This is a genomic window from Burkholderia sp. WAC0059 (assembly GCF_002870125.1).
In the GTDB taxonomy this organism is placed as follows: Bacteria; Pseudomonadota; Gammaproteobacteria; order Burkholderiales; family Burkholderiaceae; genus Paraburkholderia.
In genome coordinates this window covers 48,026-64,555 of the sequence record NZ_PNEO01000007.1, presented here as the reverse complement: position 1 = coordinate 64,555, position 16,530 = coordinate 48,026, and the positions used below count along the sequence as shown (strand labels likewise).

Here is a 16,530-nt window from a genome sequence, read left to right as displayed (position 1 = left end):
CTTGTTCGGGCGGCTGGGCGGCGCGCCTGAGCCGTCGGCGAGAGCCCGTCCGCGATCTCGCCGACGGCCTGTGCCGAGGCGGTGAATGCACGGACGATTATCGCACTCCGTGCCGCGATCAGGCCGACGGCGATGTGTCTATACTGGGGTGCGAGAAGCGGAGCCGTTGCGGAAAAAACGGTAATTTCAGCCCGGGAACAACATGAACGACGTCCTGGAACATCGGACTGGCAACAACGGATGCGCAGGAACACGACCGCCGCGCGTCTGCCGTCCGATTCGCGCGATAGTGCCGGCGAACACCGGCCGCGAGGCCGACGATGCGGAGCCGCGCCCGTGATCGTCGGTACCGCGGGACACATCGACCACGGCAAGACCACGCTCGTGCGCGCGCTGACGGGCGTCGACACCGACCGCCTGAAAGAGGAAAAGGCGCGCGGCATCTCGATCGAACTCGGCTATGCCTATACGCCGCTCGCGAACGGCGACGTGCTCGGCTTCATCGACGTGCCGGGGCACGAGAAACTCGTCCATACGATGGCGGCGGGCGCCTGCGGAATCGACTTCGCCCTGCTCGTGATTGCTGCCGACGACGGCGTGATGCCCCAGACGCGCGAGCACCTGGCGATTCTGCAACTGCTCGGCGTGACGCATGGCGCCGTCGCGCTGACCAGGACCGACCGCGTCGATGCCGGGCGCGCCGCGCAGGTTCGCGGGGAAATCGGCGCCTGGCTCGCGACGACGGCATTGGCCGGCGCGCCCGTCTTCGAGACGCGGGCCACGCAACCCGACGATGCCGGCGTCGCGCAGCTCGATGCCTGGCTGCGCGAGCGCGCGCTCGCGTGGCGGGCCCGCCGCGACGACGGGCTGTTTCGTCTCGCGGTGGATCGCGTGTTCACGCTGGCCGGGCAGGGCACGATCGTGACCGGCACCGTGTTCGCCGGCCGCGTGAACGTCGGCGATACGGTGTTGCTGATGCCGGCGGCGCAGCCGGTGCGCGTGCGCAGCATTCACGCGCAGAATCGCGCGGCGGACACGGGCCGGGCAGGACAGCGCTGCGCGCTCAATCTCGCGGGAATCGACCGGGAGCGGATTGCGCGCGGCGACTGGATCGTCGATGCGCGGCTCGCGCAGACGTCGACGCGCCTCGACGTCGAGTTGCAGATGCTGCCGGATAGCGCCACGACGCTGCAGCACTGGAGCCCGGTGCACGTGCATCTGGGGACGCTGCATCGCGTCGCGCACGTGGCGTTGCTCGAAGGCGAGACGCTCGCGGCCGGGCAGGCCGCGCGCGTGCAACTGTCGTTCGAGGCGCCGCTTTGCGCGGTGCCGGGCGACCGCTTCATCGTGCGCAATGCGCAGGCGAGCCAGACGATCGGCGGCGGTCGCGTGCTCGACCCGTTCGGGCCGGCACGGCGACGGCGTACGCCGGAGCGGCGCGCGTGGCTCGACGCGCTGCGCGACTGGCTCGACGGCGCGCGCCTCGCGCCGCTGCTCGCAGAGGCACCGCGCGGTATCGGACGCAGCACGTTGATGCAGCTAACCGGATTGCCGCCCGACGCGTTGCCGCTGCCGCCGGATACGCTCGAAATCGCGCCGCAGGGGCGCGCGGAAGAGGCGATCGCGATGACGCGCGGGCATTGGGCGCGCATGACGGCCGGCATCGTCGACACGCTCGCGACGTTCCACGAGCGCTGGCCCGACGAGCAGGGGCCGGATGCGGCACGGCTGCGTCGCATGGCGGCGCCGCTGGTTCCGGACGCGATGTGGCGCGCGCTCGTCGACACGTTGGTGCGCGATGGCGTCGTGTCGAGGAGCGGGCCGTGGCTGCATCTGCCCGCGCATTCGGTGGCGCTCGATGCCGGCGAGGCGCCGCTCGCGGCGGTGTTGCAGGCGAAGTTGTCCGAAGGACGCTTCGATCCGCCGTGGGTGCGCGACCTCGCGCGCGCGACCGGCGAGCCCGAGGCGCGCGTGCGTGCGCTGCTGCGCAAGCTTGCGCGCCTCGGCGCCGTGTATCAGGTCGTGCGCGATCTGTTCTATGCGCGCGATGCGGTGCGCGAGCTGTCGGCGCTCGCGGCCGGCATCGCCGGGCAGAACGCCGGCGCGGTGAGCGCCGTGATGTTTCGGGATGCTTCGGGATTGGGCCGCAAGCGCGCCATCCAGATTCTGGAGTTCTTCGATCGCGTTGGCTATACTCGTTTCCAGCGCGATTTGCACCTGTTGCGTCCGGACAGCCGGTTGCGCGATCAGCTATGAGGCCGCCGTCCGGCGCGGCACGGCGCGTTCTCCCCATTCAGAGGAAGGCATTCGCATCGGGTGGTGCGGCTGGGCTTCAAACCCAGTAGATGTGGTCAGCCCACGTCTGGTCAGTTCGACTCTGGCTGCCTTCCGCCTTGACGATTGACCCGGGATTGAGCCGTCGGGTGCGGAAGCCGGCGGTGCGTCAGGTTGCCGACCACGTCGTGCAGGAATAGGCGCGCATCGGTTATCGCCCGCAGTCGCATTCAAGCGAACCCGGCCCGAGCGCCGGGTTCATGCCGCCATGGTTCGCCGCGCGGCCGCCGGAAAATCTCCCATCCGCTTTACCGCGTAACGCCCGATGCTTCGCGCGATCATGGTTCTGCGGAGCGCCGCGCGATCGATCCATTGTTGCACCGCACGGTGCCGCCTGCCTCGATCATTCCATTTACTCACGATTGCACGACGAACAATCGCTGTCCAGCGGCGCAGCCCGTTCGCATAATGGGTACGGTGAGGGAGACAGGCATCCCGCCGGGCCCGGAAGCGGGCGGCGGCATTGTGCAACAAGAAATAAGTGCGATCAAAGGGCGGCGATTCGTGGGGACGAGACTACAGGCAGCGCATATCGAAACGGATGTGCTCGTGTTGGGCGGCGGCATGACCGGCTATCGGGCGGCCGTTTCGGCACGCGCGAGCGGAGCGTCGGTTGTCATGGCGTATCGCGCGCGGGGCGCTTCGCCGTACGTCATCGGTTTCAACGTTCCGCTCGGCGACGCCGATCCTCGCGACAATGCGCAGATCTATTACGACGACGTGGTGAGGGGCGGTTATGAATTGAGCGACCGGAGGCTGGTGCGGGTACTCGCGAATCGGTCGATCGAGGCGTATGAGGAACTCGTCCGTCTTGGCGTGCCGTTCGCCTGCGCGGACGAAGGGTTGACCGTGTCGTCCCTGACTGGCGGTTCCAGCGTGCGGCGCAGGGCATTGCAGCGGCATCTGTCGGGCAATAGCTATCCGCGTTCGGTTTATATACCGGAAGGAACCGGGAACGGAATCATCGGCATCCTGAATAGCCACGCGCGTGAAATGGGTGTAGAAATCGTCCCGGGCCACAAGGTCGTCGATCTGCTGCGCGACGGCGACGAAGTCGTGGGCGCGCTTCTATACAAGCCTCACAGCCACGATCTGATCGCGGTTCGCGCGCGCTCGGTCGTGCTGGCCATGGGCGGTATCGGACGCCTGTATGCCGATAGTACCTACCCGGTGGACGTGAGCGGCGATGCGCTCGGCCTCGCGTTCGAAGCCGGGGCATGCCTGATCGATATGGAGTTCGTGCAGTTCGAGCCGGTTGTCACGGTCTGGCCGGCAGGCTGCCGGGGCATGGAAATGCCCACGGCGATGCTCGGCGACGGCGCCCACTTGCTGAACCGGCTCGGCGAGCGCTTTATGCTGGCGTATAACCCGCCCCATGCCGAGCGCCTGATCGAAAAAGCCAGGCTGGCCCTGTGCATTCAAAGGGAAATCGACGAGGGACGCGGTTTTCCTGCAGGGGGGGTCGAGTTCGACACCACGCTGCTGGCGGCCGAACAACTGGAAAGCTACGTGTCCCACTGCAAGCGCCTGCGCGCGGCCGGTCTCGATCCCGTGACGGCACGGCCGCTGGTCGCGCCGGCCGCGCACAGCCTGATGGGCGGGGTGGCCGTGGACGAGCAGTGCTGGTCCGGCGTTCCCGGTCTGTATGTCGCCGGGGAAGCGGCGGGCGGCGTGCATGGCGCGAGCCGGATCGCCGGCAACGGCGGCAGCGATACCCTGGTATTCGGCGGCGTTGCGGGCGAAGGCGCGGCGGCCGGCATGACGGCGATGCGCCCTCGCGATTGGGCCGAGATCGAGCAGCAGGCATTGGCGAGACTCGCCAGCCGGATCGAGCGGGCAGCGCCAGGCGCAGGCTCGCTGGACGATGTCCGCGAGGCGATCCGATGCGCGTTGTCGAGTGCCGCCGGCATCTGGCGCAACGGCGAGAGTCTTGCCGACGGCAAGCGCAAGCTGCAGGCATTGGCGGCGTCGCTCGCGCACGCGAGCGCGGACACGCTGCCGGACGCGATCGAATTGATCGGCGTTCAGCGCATGGCGCTCGTCGGGCAGATGATCGTCGAGGCGTCGCTGGTGCGTACGGAAAGCCGCGGTGCCCATCAGCGCACGGACTTTCCCGAGTCCGACGACAGAAACTGGCTACGTCACGTCAGTTTTCGGGCCGGTAACGATAGTGCACCGCTACAGGAGTACACGCCGGTCCAATAATCATTAAGGAATGCTTGTACAAAATAATCATACAGGAGACAGCATGATCACAATTGGGAAGAGACGATATGCCGGTATCGTGAGCCGGTTCGTGCTTGCGTTTCTCGTGGCGGCGAGCGCAACCGCGTTCGCCGCCGGAAGCTATCCGGACCGGCCTGTCAGGCTCGTCGTGCCTTATCCGCCGGGCGGCGGCAACGACGTCATCGCCCGCATGCTCGCGCCCGAGCTGGCGAAGACGGTCGGGACGCAGATCGTCATCGACAATCGGCCCGGCGCGGGCGGAACGATCGGCTCGAACTTCGTTGCGCGCGCCGAGCCGGACGGCTACACCCTCCTGATCATCAATACCCTGCCGCATACGGCGGCGGCAGGGCTGTACAAGGAACTGCCGTACGACCCGGTCAAGGACTTCGAGGCGATCGGGATGATCGGCACGGTGCCGTACATGCTGGCCGTCAACAGCTCGGTGCCGGCGAAGACGGTCGGCCAGTTCATTGCGCTTGCGCGGGCGAAACCCGGCGCGATTACCTACGAATCCGCCGGGATCGGCAGCGCGACCCACCTCGCGGGCGAGTTCTTCAAGTCGGCGACTGGGGTCAATCTTCTGCACGTGCCGTACAAGGGCGGCGGCCCGGGCCTGTCGGACCTGCTGTCCGGCCACGTGCAGGCCACTTTCGAAAACGTGGCGGTGCTGACGCCTTACGTGCAGCACGGAACCTTGCGCGGGCTCGTCATCACGAGCAGCAAGCGCTCGCCGCTGTTCCCGGATTTGCCGACGATGGCGGAATCCGGCTATCCCGGCTTCGAGGTGGCCGGCCACTTCGGTCTCGTCGCGCCGCGCGGCACGCCCGCTCCCGTGATCGCGCAGCTCAGCCAGGCGCTCGACAAGGCGCTGGCCGATCCGAAGCTGGTCAAGTTGCTGGCGACGCAGGGCGTCGAGGCGCAGCCGGACACGTCGGCAGCGTTCGCCGCACTGATTCAGGCCGAATCCGCCAAGTGGCTGAAAGTCATCAAGGACGCCCAGATCAAGGCCCAGTAGAGGCCTGAATCGGGCAGATCTCGATTCGCGACCGGTTCGATACGAGGCTGGAAGGAGACAGAAGCAATGGCACCCGTCAAGCAGCACAGCGGATTTCGCCGCTTTCACCGCGACTATTACGGTGGGGCGTTGATCATGTTCCTCGGGCTGGCCGCCGTGCACGTCGGCATCGGCTACGACACGGGCACGCTGCAGAACATGGGGCCCGGCTTCTTTCCCGTCGCGGTCGGCGTGTTCATGGTCGTCCTCGGTGTGCTGATTGCGCTGAATGCGCGCGGCGAGGACGAAGGCGCCGATCCGGACGAGCGCCACCGTCCGCCCGAGTGGCGCGGCTGGACCTGTATCGGGTTGAGCATCGTCGCGTTCGTGTTGATCGGTAAATATGGCGGGCTCCTGCCGGCCACCTTTGCCATCGTTTTCATCGCGGCGCTCGGCGATCGCGACAATTCCGTCACGCAGGCGGGGCTGCTGGCCGCGGCGATGTGCGTCGTCAGCGCCGCCGTGTTCTGGTGGGCCCTGCAGTTGCAGCTCCCTTTGTTCGCGTGGGGAGGGTGAGCCATGCTGATCCAGACTATCGGCGATCTTTCGCACGGTTTCGGCGTCGCGCTGGAGCCGCACAATCTGATGTGGTCGTTCTTCGGCGTGCTGGTCGGCAACCTGATCGGCGTGCTGCCGGGGATGGGGGCGCTGTCGGCCATTTCCATGCTGCTGCCGCTCACGTACACGATGCACCCCGTTCCGGCGATCCTGATGCTGGCGGGCATTTTCTACGGGTCCCAATACGGCGGGGCCATCGGGGCGATCCTGCTCAATCTGCCGTGCCACCCGCCGCACGCCGTCACCTGCCTCGACGGCTATCCGATGACGGTACAGGGCAAGGGCGGAAGCGCGCTTGGCATCACGATGATGGCCTCGTTTTTCGCCGCCTCGTGCGGCATCGTCGTGATGATCTTCGCCTCGCCGCTGCTCGTCCGGATGGCGTTCAAATTCGGCGCGCCCGAGCTTTTCTCGATCATGCTGCTGGGCCTCGTCGCGGGCGGAACGATGTCGCGCGGCCCGGCGCTCAAGGGGCTCGCGATGACCGGTCTGGGCCTGCTGATCGGGATGGTCGGCACCGACGTCAACAGCGGGGTCATGCGGTTCACGTTCGGTTTTCCCGAACTGTCCGACAACGTCGAGCTGGTCGCGCTGGCCCTCGGCCTTTTCGGCGTGGCCGATTTTCTCAGCAACGTGAATCGCATGCACGTGGTCGGCACCGGCGTGAAGCTGAGATTCCGCGACATGCGCCCGAGTCGCGCGGAGATGAAACAGTCGTTCCTGCCGATGCTGCGCGGCACCGCGGTCGGCACGCTGTTCGGGGCGATGCCCGGCACCGGGCCGACGATCACGACCTTCATCGCCTATGCCCTCGAAAAGAAGCTGTCGAGGCATCCCGAGCGCTTCGGCGCCGGTGCGCCCGAAGGGGTCGCGGCGCCGGAGGCGGCATCGCATTCGAAGACTCAGGTCGATTTCATTCCGACGATGAGCCTGGGCATTCCGGGCGATGCGGTCATGGCGCTGATTCTCGGGGCGTTGCTGATTCAGGGCATTCAGCCGGGGCCGCAACTGATCAGCGAGCATGCGGACATTTTCTGGGGGCTGATAGCGAGCTTCTGGATCGGCAACGTGCTGCTGGTGTTGCTCAACGTCCCGATGATCGGCGTCTGGGTGAGACTGCTGCGCGTGCCTTACCGGTATCTGTACCCGTCCGCGCTGTTCTTCATCGCGGTGGGGGTTTTCAGCACCAATAACGCGCTGTTCGAGGTCGGAGAGACGCTGGTGTTCGGCGTGCTCGGCGCGGTGCTGATCGCGTTGCGGTTCTCGGTGGCGCCGATCCTGCTCGGCTACGTGCTGGGCCCGATGATCGAAGAAAACTTCCGCCGTGCGCTGCTGGTTTCGCATGGGGATCTGACGGTGCTGGTGCGCAGCCCGATCAGCGCCGTGTTCCTCGCGGCAAGCGGCCTGCTGATACTCGTTCAGATTTTCTTCGGCGTGCGTCGCCATTATCGGCGCCGCCGCGCGACGCTGATTGCCGTCGATCAGCGCAGTTGAAACGCATGCAACGCAGGCGGCGGGGCGAGCGTTGCGCACGGGGCTGTCGTGTCCGCGTCACCACCGTGTACCGCCTGTTCCGGTCCAATCGACGATAGGAGTTTCCCTTGAAAACCAGTGTAGTTACTCGTGAAGATCTGTGCCGCTCGGTCATTGCCGTCCCGCCGCTTGCCCGCAACGGCGATTTGACCGTCAATCATGCCCAGAACCGGGCGTTGATCCGCCATATGGAGGCGGGCGGAGTCGGCACGCTGCTGTATGGCGGGAACGCCAATTTTTATCACGTCGGCGTCGACGAATACGCGGGACTGCTGGATTTTCTCGGCGAAGCGGTGCGTGACGACACGTGGGTCATTCCGTCGATCGGACCCGACTACGGACGCGCGCAGGACCAGCTCCGGATTCTCCGAAGCCGGGCGTTTCCGACTGCGATGCTGCTGCCCATCGGTTTTCCGTACACCGATGCCGGCGTGGCGGACGGCGTGCGGCGCCTGACGGACGCGTTCGGCAAGCCGCTCGTCCTCTACGTCAAGAAAGACGGCTATATCGAGGCGCAGACGCTGCAGCGGCTGGCCGAAGAAGGGCGAGTCGCGGCGGTGAAGTATGCGGTGGTCCGCGAGACGCCCGAGGTCGATCCGTATTTGCGGTCGCTGATTTCGGCGGTCGGTGCGGACCGGATCGTCAGCGGCATCGGGGAGCGGCCGGCGATCTCGCATCTGCGCGATTTCGGGCTGGCCGGATTCACCTCGGGGAGCGTCTGCATTGCGCCGCGCGGCTCCACGCGATTACTGGCGCTGCTCAAGGCGCGTCGCTACGACGACGCCGAAACGCTGCGCAGCCGCTATCTGCCGATGGAGGATGCACGGGACAGCATCAACCCGATCCGGGTGCTGCACGACGCGGTCAGTCTTGCCGGGATTGCCGACATGGGGCCGATTTTGCCGATGCTGACCAATCTTTCCGAAGACGATCGGCGCGCGGTAGAGCCGGTGGCGCGACGCCTGCTCGAGCAGGACAACGCGCTCGAACGCTGAAATCCGCGCCCGGCCGATCTTGTCATCGGCCGGGCATATCAGAGGAAGACCGCCATCATGCAAGCTTCGCCCACGTCGAACAAGCCGCTCAGCGGTATTCGCATCGTCGACTTCACCCGCTTTTTCGCGGGTCCGTATTGTGCCCAACTGCTCGGCGATCTCGGCGCCGACGTCGTGAAGATCGAGTCGCCCGTCACCGGCGATCCGCTGCGTCAGCAGGGGCCGCCGTTCCATCACGGCAACGGCATCACCTACTACGCGACCAATCGCAACAAGCGTTCGGTCACTGTCGATCTGCAATCGGCGGGCGGGCAGGAATTGGCCCGCGCGTTGTGCATGAAGGCCGACGTCGTGCTCGAGAATTTTCGCCCCCGGGTCATGAAGCGTTTCAAGCTCGATTACGAGAGCCTGTCCCGCGAGCGTTCCTCGCTGATCTATGCGTCGATTTCCGGCTTCGGGCCGGACGGTCCCGATGCGGATCAGGGCGCGTTCGATCTGACGATCCAGGCGCTCGGCGGCTACATGAGCATTACCGGGGATCGCGATGGCGCGCCGATCAAGCTCGGGACGTCGGCGTTCGACATGCTGGCGGGCATGAACTGCCAGTCCGCCATCCTGGCCGCCTTGCTCCAGCGCGCGGTTACGGGCCACGGGCAGAAGATCGAAACCAGCCTGCTCGAAAGCGAAGTGGCGTTTCTCGCGAATGCCGCGCTGGAGTTCCTGATTACCGGCAACGAGCCGCAGAAGTGGGGCTCCGAGCATGCGCAGCAGGTGCCGTACAAGGCGTTCAGGACCGCCGACGGCTGGGCGGTCATCGCGGCGGGATTCCAGAACCTGTACGAAGCGTTCGTGAACATCCTCGGCCGCCCGGATCTGGCGTCGGACCCGAGGTTCAGCACGATGAGCGGGCGGGTGACGAACCGGGAGCCGCTCTACGCGATTCTGGATGCCGAGGTGCTCAGGTTCGCCACGGCGGAAATCATCGCGGCCCTCGAGGAGGCCCGGGTTCCATGCGCGCCGGTGAACAACATGGAACAGGTGTTCGCGCACCGCCAGGTCCAGCATCGACAGCTTCGCCGGGAACTGCGGCATCCGGCCTACGGCGCCGTGCCGACGCTCGGGCCGGCCGCGCGCTATTCGGCATTCGAGGTGACCGACGGCTGGACGGCGCCGCCGCTGGTCGGCGAGCATACCGACGGCGTCCTGAAGGACTGGCTGGGCTACGGGGACGAGCGGATCGGGCGCCTGCGCGAGGAAAAAATCATCTAGTCAACGCGGCGACGCGAGCGAGGAAAGCAGATGGAGCTTGAATATTTTCAGTTACCCAGCGGCAAGATCGAGGACGTCGTCGTCGGGACCAGCGTGGTGTTCACCAAGACCGTATCGGAGTCCGACGTCTACCTGTACGCGGGCATCACCGGCGACTTTTCGCCGAACCACATCGACGAGGAATATATGAAGGCCGGCCAATACGGCGGGCGCATCGCGCACGGCACGCTGCTGCTCGGTTTCATGTCCACGGCGTCGGCGCGGATGCGGATCGGCAGGACGGTTTCGCTCGGCTACGACAGGGTGCGTTTCGTCGGACCGGTGCGTTTCGGCGACACGATCAGGACGTCCTACACCATCGCCTCGACGGACCTCGCCAGGCGTCGCGTCATGGCCGACGTCAGATGCGTGAACCAGCATGGCGACCTCGCGGCCGTCGCAACGAACATCCGCGCCTATGTGGACTGATGCCTCCCGGATGGGCGCGAGCCGCCGCCCGGCGCCGCTGCCGGACAACGTTCGTTCATACCCATGATGAAGCCGCTTTCGGGCATCAAGGTGATCGACTTCACCCGGGTGCTGGCCGGGCCGTATTGCACGATGCTGCTGGGCGACCTCGGCGCGGACGTGGTCAAGATCGAGTCCGCGTCGGGCGGCGATCCGCTTCGCCATCAGGGGCCGCCGTTTCTGCATGGCAACGGCATGACGTATCTTGCCGCCAACCGGAACAAGAGATCGCTGACGCTGAATCTGAAATCGGAACGCGGCGCAGCGCTTGCGCGCCGGCTATGCGCGCGCGCCGACGTGCTGGTCGAGAATTTCCGCCCGGACGTCATGGCGCGTCTGGGTCTCGGCTACGGGCAACTGGAGCCGGAGAATCCGGGCCTGATTTACGCGTCGATATCGGGCTTCGGCGCGGACGGTCCCGACAGCCTGAGCGGCGCATTCGACCTGACCATCCAGGCGCTCGGCGGATACATGAGCATTACCGGAGATCCGGAGGGGCGGCCGATCAAACTCGGCACGTCGGCATTCGATCTGGCCGCGGGGATGAATTGTCAGGCGGCCATTCTGGCGGCGCTGTTGCAGAGACGGGTATCGGGGCGCGGCCAGAAAGTGGAGACGAGCTTGCTGGAGTCCCAGGTCGTGTGTCTGGCCGACGTGGCGTTGCAGTATCTGACGACGTCGGTATTGCCCGGCAGGCACGGTGCCGCTCACGCACGCGAGGCCCCGCACAAGGTGTTCCGGACGGCCGACGGCTGGCTGCTGATCTCGGCCGCGGAGCAGACGTCTTTCGCGGCACTGGTCGCCGTGCTCGAGCGGCCGGGGATGGGCCGCGATCCGCGCTTCGCCGATCCGGCGTTACGCGCGCGGCATCGCGTCGAACTCTACCGGATTCTCGACGAAGCGGTGCGCCGCCGGGAGACGGACGAACTCGTCGACCGGCTTGCGCGCGCAGGGGTCAATCATGCGCGCGTGAACAGCATTGCGGACGCGCTGTCCTGCTGCCGCGATAACCTCGATCGCGAAATGGTTCGTCATGTGCCGGGCCCGGAAGGGCGCCGGCTTCCGCAGATGGCCTCCGCCGTCCGTTATTCGGGCTTCGACGTGGAGCAGGACTGGACCGCGCCGCCGCTCGAGCCGGGCGAGCATCGTGCCGCCGTTTTGCGGGACTGGCTGCAAATGGACGAGTCGGACATCGCGGATCTCGCGGGCGATGGGATCATCGAGCCTGCCTGAGCCGGGTCGGCCCGATCGGGTCCGGGCGGCTCACGCTGGCGGGCGGCGGATACCGTTGCGTGTCGCCCACGTATTTGCACGGAGGCGGCACGGACCGCTACTCGCCGGTAAACACGGGCTTGCGTTTCTCGAAGTGGGCACGCATGCCTTCCGCGTAGTCTCGCGTGAGATCCAGCGGGCGGCGCAGCGCCTGATCGAATTCCAGCGCATCGTGTTGCGACATCGACATGCCGGTATTGATCGAGCGTTTCAGCGCCGCCAGGGCGAGCGGGCTGGTGACCTCCATTTCGCCGGCCCATGCCAGCGCCTGCTCGAGCAACGCATCCCGGGGGACGACGCGTTGCACGAGGCCGAGTTGTTCCGCTTGTACAGCGTCCAGCGTCCGGGCGGTGAACAGGATGTCCCGGGCCCGGGCCGCGCCCACGAGCCGGCTCAACGTGACGGGACCGCCGCTGCCGGGATAGGCGCCCAGCGTCATTTCGGGGAATCCGAAACGGGCGTCGTCCGCGGCGATGCGCAAATCGCAGGCCAGGGCCAATTCGCTGCCGCCGCCGAGGCACCAGCCGCCGACGGCGGCGATGACCGGTTTCGGCGAGGCCGAGATGGCCTCGCCGAGCGTGAGAAGCGAGCGGCTCTGTATCGCCTTGCCTTCCGGGGACAAAGTCGCGCGCTCCTTCAGGTCGATGCCCGCGGAGAACGCCTTGTCGCCTGCGCCGGTGATGATGACGGCTCGTACGTCGCGCTGCCCGCCCGCGGCCGTCACGCCTTCGTGCAGCGCGTGCACCAGCGCAATCGACAGCGCATTGCGCGCTTCCGGGCGATTCATCGTCAGAATCAGCGCGCTGCCGCGGCGGGTCGTTTTCAGAATCTCCATGGTGGCTCCTCCAGTGAGTTGAGATGCGGGATCGACGAACGGATTCGAACCATCGGATCGTCATGCCCCGTACGTTGAAGAACGCTATTTTTAGAGGATCATTATCGCATCGACTTGTCATAGGGAATACTGAATATTTTTAAAAATACGGAGCGTCTGTCGCAATGCGATGGCGTCGAGTCTGCGTGCGCTGCCCGTTTTTCCGGCGTGGAAATCGGCGGTGCCGGCACGTCTTTGCGTCCGGTTACAATCTGCATTCCGACAGCGGCTCGTCCAACGCATCGGGCGGCCCAATCCGTTTGCGGAGCGGCGGTCCTGTTTTACCCTAGGTCGTTTTTTCTGTCGACGGTCTCTTGCGCGCGGCCGGCAGGCCTGCCCGGTCCGGCCTTGCCGGACATGCGGGGCACCCTGCCCATGTGCCGGGTTTCCGTCACGGACCATTCATCGACGGACTGGAATGAGCTGGCAACTTCCTTCTCTTTCGGCATTGCGTGTCTTCGAGGCGGCGACTCGCCATTTGAGCTTCACGCGGGCAGCCACGGAATTGAATCTGACGCAAAGCGCGGTCAGCCGGCAGATTCGGCAGATGGAGAACTATCTCGGCGTGCTGTTGTTCCAGCGGGTCAATAAAACGTTGATCCTGACCGAGGCGGGCCGCAGCTACGTGGCCGACATTCGCGCGTGCCTCGACCAGATGAGTGCGGCGACGGTCAATCTGCTGGCGAACAAGGGCCGGGGCGGGCTGTTGAATCTCGCGTCCCCTCCGGCTTTCTGCTCGAAATGGCTGATTCCCCGTCTCGACCGGTTCTCGAGCCAGCATCCGGGAATCATGCTGAACATTTCCACGCGCGCGAAGCCGTTCGATTTCAACGCCGAACGGTTCGACATGGCGATCCACTACGGCCGCAACGACTGGCCGGACGTGATTGCCGACCGGCTGCTGGGCGAGGAGCTGGTCGTCGTGTGCTCTCGCGAGTACGCGAAAAAGAATCCGCCGCTCACTGTCGGCCCGGATTTGCAGCATCACGTGCTGCTGCAGCAGACGACGCGCTATAACCGCTGGTCCGACTGGTTGCGCTTTCACGGCGTGCCGGGCGTCAATGCGTGGGCGGGCCCGCGCTTCGAGCACGTCTACATGGTCATGCAGGCGGCCGTCGCGGGGCTCGGGCTGGCGTTGCTGCCGAGGGTGCTGGTCGTCGACGAGGTTGCGCTGGGCCGCTTGGTCAATCCGTTCGGCGACACGTTCGTCGTCGAGGATGCCTATTTTCTGGTCTATCCGGCCGCGAAGAAAAGCGATCCGAAGCTCGAGATTTTCCGCGAGTGGGTGCTGAACGAAGCGGCGGAGTGAACGGCGCGCCGATCGGCCGCTTCCGACGGCGATCGGTTGGTCCGTGCCGCGACGTGCGATCCGTCGCGGTCCATGAGGATCGGGTCGCCCGACCGTCTCCGGTGCTGCTGCGCTCCAACTCGCGCCTGCTGCTTCTATACCGAAGCATCGTATCGGCCAATAATTCCGTCAGTGCAATCGTTCCCGTCATACCTGTTTGGCGCGCACGAACGCACTGGGATTACTGCGCGAGTGCCCGGGTCATCACCCCTTAAAAACCCGCAGAGCCTGCGGTACCTTTGCCGGTCGCGCGGCAGGCACTGAGCCCCGGCACGCCCGTGCCGGGGCTTCTTTTACGGAGCGCCCGAAAATAGCCGCCGCTTTCCGCCGGGCTCCGACGGCTATCGGATCGGGCTAACGATGCCGGAACGGGGCATCGCGCGTCACGTCCCCCTGGTAGAAGGAGGGGAAACGCGCAAGCTGGCGTTGCGCGTCGGCGGGATCGACGTCGTCCTTGAGCACCGCGCTGGAAAAGCCCGTTCGCTCCATCTGGAGCAACTGGTCGGCAAGCACGTCGCCCGTCGCGCGCAGGTCTCCGGAGAAGCCGAGCCGGCGTCGCACCAGATAAGCCTGGCTGTAGGCCCGGCCGTCCGTGAAAGCAGGAAAGTGAAGTTCGACGCGCCGGGCGCGCGCGATCGCGTCGCGCTGCGTGAGCGGATCGACGTCGTTCGCGAGCGACACGACGCCGTCGTGCGTGTCCGCCGCGTGTTCGGCGACGGTGAGCAGGCGGATGCGCTGTCCGTCGTTCATGCGACGTTCTCCGCCGACGAGCGGATGCGGTCCGCGGCGGCCCTGAACGGGTCCGGCCCGGTGCGCCGCACCGTCTCGATGAACGTTTCGCGGCGCGCGCCCACCGCCTGGCGTAGCTGCAGATAGGTTTCCAGTACGGCTTCGATCGCATCGGGGACTTCGTGCGCGGAGAACGACGGGCCGATCACCTTGCCCGGCTGGGCGGGGCCGCTCGCGGCCGAGCCGTCGGAGCCGCCGAGCGTCACCTGGTACCACTCGGCGCCGTCCTTGTCGACGCCCAGAATGCCGATGTGGCCGCTGTGATGATGGCCGCACGAATTGATGCAGCCGCTGATGTGCAGATCGATCTCGCCGATGTCCTCCAGTTCGTCCAGGTCCTGGTAGCGCCCGGAGATCGCCTCGGCGATCGGGAGCGAGCGCGCGTTCGCGAGCGCGCAGAAGTCGCCGCCCGGGCACGCGATCATGTCGGTCAGCAGATGCACGTTCGCGCTGGCAAGCCCCGCGTCGCGGGCCGCTTCCCACAGCGGGAGCAGATCGTCCGCACGAACCCACGGCAGCACGACGTTCTGCGTGTGCGTGATGCGCGCCTCGCCGGCGGAGAAGCGCTCGACCAGATCGGCCAGCAGGTCGAGCTGATCGGCGGACGCGTCGCCCGGCGCCTGTAGCGGACGCTTGAACGACAACGTGACGATCCGCAGCGACGGGTCCTTGTGAGCGGCGACGTTGCGCTCGAGCCAGCGTGCGAGTGGCGGCGTCTGGGCCGACGCTTCGCGCAGGCGTTGCGCAGCCTGCGGGTCGATGCCGGCACGGCGAGTTGGAGCGGCGAGTTGAGACGGCGTAACGAAGAACGCGCCGACGCGCTTGAGCTCGGCCTCCGGAATCGTATGCGGGCCGCCGTCTTGCTCGACGATCTGGCGGAACTCCTCCTCGACTTCGTCGAGGTACTTCTGGCCTTCCGCCTTCACGAGAATCTTGAGGCGCGCCTTGTACTTGTTGTCGCGGCGGCCGTACTGGTTGTACACGCGCACCACCGCCTCGATGTAATTCATGATGTGCCGCCACGGCAGGAACTCGCGCAATACGGTGCCGACGACCGGCGTACGACCCATGCCGCCGCCGGCCGTCACGCGGAAGCCGAGCTCGCCGTGCCCGTCGTAGCGGAGCCGCAGGCCGACGTCGTGCCAGTCGGTGGCGGCGCGGTCCTCGCGTGCGCCCGTGATCGCGATCTTGAACTTGCGCGGCAGGAACGCGAACTCGGGATGCAGCGTCGTCCACTGGCGCATGATTTCGGCGAACGGGCGCGGGTCCGCGATTTCGTCGGGCGCGACGCCGGCGCGCTCGTCGCACGAGATATTGCGGATGCAGTTGCCGCTCGTCTGGATGCCGTGCATGTCGACTGTCGCGAGCAGGTCCATTACGTCGGCCGCTTTCGAGAGCGGAATCCAGTTGAACTGGACGTTGGTGCGCGTCGTGAAATGCGCGTGATGCGTGGCTAGCCGCACGGTGCCGAGCCGGCGCTGCGCATCGAGCGCGCGGCGATAGACCTCGGCCTCGGGTTCGTCGTACTCGCGCGCGATGCGGGCCAGGACGCGAAGTTGCACGCCCGACAGCTCTCCGTAGGGCACGGCGACACGCAGCATCGGCGCATGCCGCTGCACGTACCAGCCGTTTTGCAGGCGCAGCGGGCGGAACGCGTCCTCGCTCAGGCGGCCATGCTGCCAGCGCGCGATCTGGTCGCGAAACTGGGCGGCACGGTTGCGCAGGAAGGCCTTGTCGAACTCGTTATATCGATACATCGTCGGGCGGA

Annotated in this window: 13 protein-coding genes and 1 tRNA gene; 11 read left to right on the top strand and 3 right to left on the bottom strand. The window is 66.3% G+C overall.

The genetic code is table 11. The features are described 5' to 3' along the window. Window positions 1–336: 336 nt before the first annotated feature. The 10 genes from selB (at window position 337) to CY652_RS08985 (ending at window position 11,712) form a co-directional block, all read left to right on the top strand. Complete coding sequence (gene selB, locus CY652_RS09025) at window positions 337–2,256, top strand: selenocysteine-specific translation elongation factor (protein WP_102130377.1); 1,920 nt, start codon at window positions 337–339, stop codon at window positions 2,254–2,256. Window positions 2,257–2,298: 42 nt separating this feature from the next. Further along, window positions 2,299–2,391: transfer RNA gene (locus CY652_RS24410), tRNA-Sec, on the top strand. Between the two features lie 351 nt (window positions 2,392–2,742). Beyond that, the gene (locus CY652_RS09020) at window positions 2,743–4,539 is read left to right on the top strand and encodes an FAD-binding protein (protein WP_102130376.1); all 1,797 of its coding nucleotides are present in this window, start codon (window positions 2,743–2,745) and stop codon (window positions 4,537–4,539) included. A gap of 43 nt (window positions 4,540–4,582) precedes the next feature. Beyond that, window positions 4,583–5,578, top strand: a complete 996-nt coding sequence (locus CY652_RS09015; protein WP_180970487.1) for a tripartite tricarboxylate transporter substrate binding protein — start codon at window positions 4,583–4,585, stop codon at window positions 5,576–5,578. 66 nt (window positions 5,579–5,644) lie between these two features. Beyond that, entirely contained in the window at window positions 5,645–6,133 is a 489-nt protein-coding gene (locus CY652_RS09010; RefSeq protein ID WP_102130374.1) for a tripartite tricarboxylate transporter TctB family protein, read from the top strand. 3 nt (window positions 6,134–6,136) lie between these two features. Next, complete coding sequence (locus tag CY652_RS09005; RefSeq protein ID WP_102130373.1) at window positions 6,137–7,669, top strand: tripartite tricarboxylate transporter permease; 1,533 nt, start codon at window positions 6,137–6,139, stop codon at window positions 7,667–7,669. Between the two features lie 107 nt (window positions 7,670–7,776). Continuing rightward, window positions 7,777–8,703 (top strand): dihydrodipicolinate synthase family protein, encoded by a 927-nt coding sequence (locus tag CY652_RS09000; protein WP_102130372.1) that lies wholly within the window; start codon window positions 7,777–7,779, stop codon window positions 8,701–8,703. A 57-nt stretch (window positions 8,704–8,760) separates the two neighbouring features. Next, on the top strand, window positions 8,761–9,972 hold the full coding sequence (locus CY652_RS08995; RefSeq protein WP_102130371.1) for a CaiB/BaiF CoA transferase family protein: 1,212 nt from the start codon (window positions 8,761–8,763) through the stop codon (window positions 9,970–9,972). 30 nt (window positions 9,973–10,002) lie between these two features. Next, window positions 10,003–10,440 carry a MaoC family dehydratase gene (locus CY652_RS08990; protein WP_102130370.1) on the top strand — a complete coding sequence of 146 codons (438 nt, stop codon included), beginning with the start codon at window positions 10,003–10,005 and terminating at the stop codon, window positions 10,438–10,440. 63 nt (window positions 10,441–10,503) lie between these two features. Next, the gene (locus CY652_RS08985; protein WP_102130369.1) at window positions 10,504–11,712 is read left to right on the top strand and encodes a CaiB/BaiF CoA transferase family protein; all 1,209 of its coding nucleotides are present in this window, start codon (window positions 10,504–10,506) and stop codon (window positions 11,710–11,712) included. Between the two features lie 97 nt (window positions 11,713–11,809). On the opposite strand, the gene CY652_RS08980 is transcribed toward CY652_RS08985, so the two are convergent. Beyond that, window positions 11,810–12,586 (bottom strand): enoyl-CoA hydratase/isomerase family protein, encoded by a 777-nt coding sequence (locus CY652_RS08980; RefSeq protein ID WP_102130368.1) that lies wholly within the window; start codon window positions 12,584–12,586, stop codon window positions 11,810–11,812. A gap of 457 nt (window positions 12,587–13,043) precedes the next feature. On the opposite strand from CY652_RS08980, the gene gcvA reads away from it, so the two are divergent. Continuing rightward, entirely contained in the window at window positions 13,044–13,934 is an 891-nt protein-coding gene (gcvA, locus tag CY652_RS08975; RefSeq protein ID WP_102130367.1) for a transcriptional regulator GcvA, read from the top strand. A gap of 393 nt (window positions 13,935–14,327) precedes the next feature. Here gcvA and CY652_RS08970 read toward each other — a convergent pair whose 3' ends face one another. Beyond that, complete coding sequence (locus CY652_RS08970; RefSeq protein ID WP_102130366.1) at window positions 14,328–14,723, bottom strand: DUF934 domain-containing protein; 396 nt, start codon at window positions 14,721–14,723, stop codon at window positions 14,328–14,330. Further along, window positions 14,720–16,519, bottom strand: a complete 1,800-nt coding sequence (locus CY652_RS08965; protein ID WP_102130365.1) for a nitrite/sulfite reductase — start codon at window positions 16,517–16,519, stop codon at window positions 14,720–14,722. The genes CY652_RS08970 and CY652_RS08965 overlap by 4 nt, the downstream gene beginning before the upstream one ends. Window positions 16,520–16,530: the final 11 nt, after the last annotated feature.

What these genes read in the sequence shown, in the direction of transcription:
- CY652_RS09020 (WP_102130376.1), top strand. Translation starts at nt 2,743, where the DNA reads ATGGGTACGGTGAGGGAGACAGGCATCCCGCCGGGCCCGGAAGCGGGC.
- CY652_RS09015 (WP_180970487.1), top strand. Translation starts at nt 4,583, where the DNA reads ATGATCACAATTGGGAAGAGACGATATGCCGGTATCGTGAGCCGGTTC.
- CY652_RS09010 (WP_102130374.1), top strand. Translation starts at nt 5,645, where the DNA reads ATGGCACCCGTCAAGCAGCACAGCGGATTTCGCCGCTTTCACCGCGAC.
- CY652_RS09005 (WP_102130373.1), top strand. Translation starts at nt 6,137, where the DNA reads ATGCTGATCCAGACTATCGGCGATCTTTCGCACGGTTTCGGCGTCGCG.
- CY652_RS08995 (WP_102130371.1), top strand. Translation starts at nt 8,761, where the DNA reads ATGCAAGCTTCGCCCACGTCGAACAAGCCGCTCAGCGGTATTCGCATC.
- CY652_RS08990 (WP_102130370.1), top strand. Translation starts at nt 10,003, where the DNA reads ATGGAGCTTGAATATTTTCAGTTACCCAGCGGCAAGATCGAGGACGTC.
- CY652_RS08985 (WP_102130369.1), top strand. Translation starts at nt 10,504, where the DNA reads ATGATGAAGCCGCTTTCGGGCATCAAGGTGATCGACTTCACCCGGGTG.
- CY652_RS08980 (WP_102130368.1), bottom strand. Translation starts at nt 12,586, where the DNA reads ATGGAGATTCTGAAAACGACCCGCCGCGGCAGCGCGCTGATTCTGACG.
- gcvA (WP_102130367.1), top strand. Translation starts at nt 13,044, where the DNA reads ATGAGCTGGCAACTTCCTTCTCTTTCGGCATTGCGTGTCTTCGAGGCG.
- CY652_RS08970 (WP_102130366.1), bottom strand. Translation starts at nt 14,723, where the DNA reads ATGAACGACGGACAGCGCATCCGCCTGCTCACCGTCGCCGAACACGCG.
- CY652_RS08965 (WP_102130365.1), bottom strand. Translation starts at nt 16,519, where the DNA reads ATGTATCGATATAACGAGTTCGACAAGGCCTTCCTGCGCAACCGTGCC.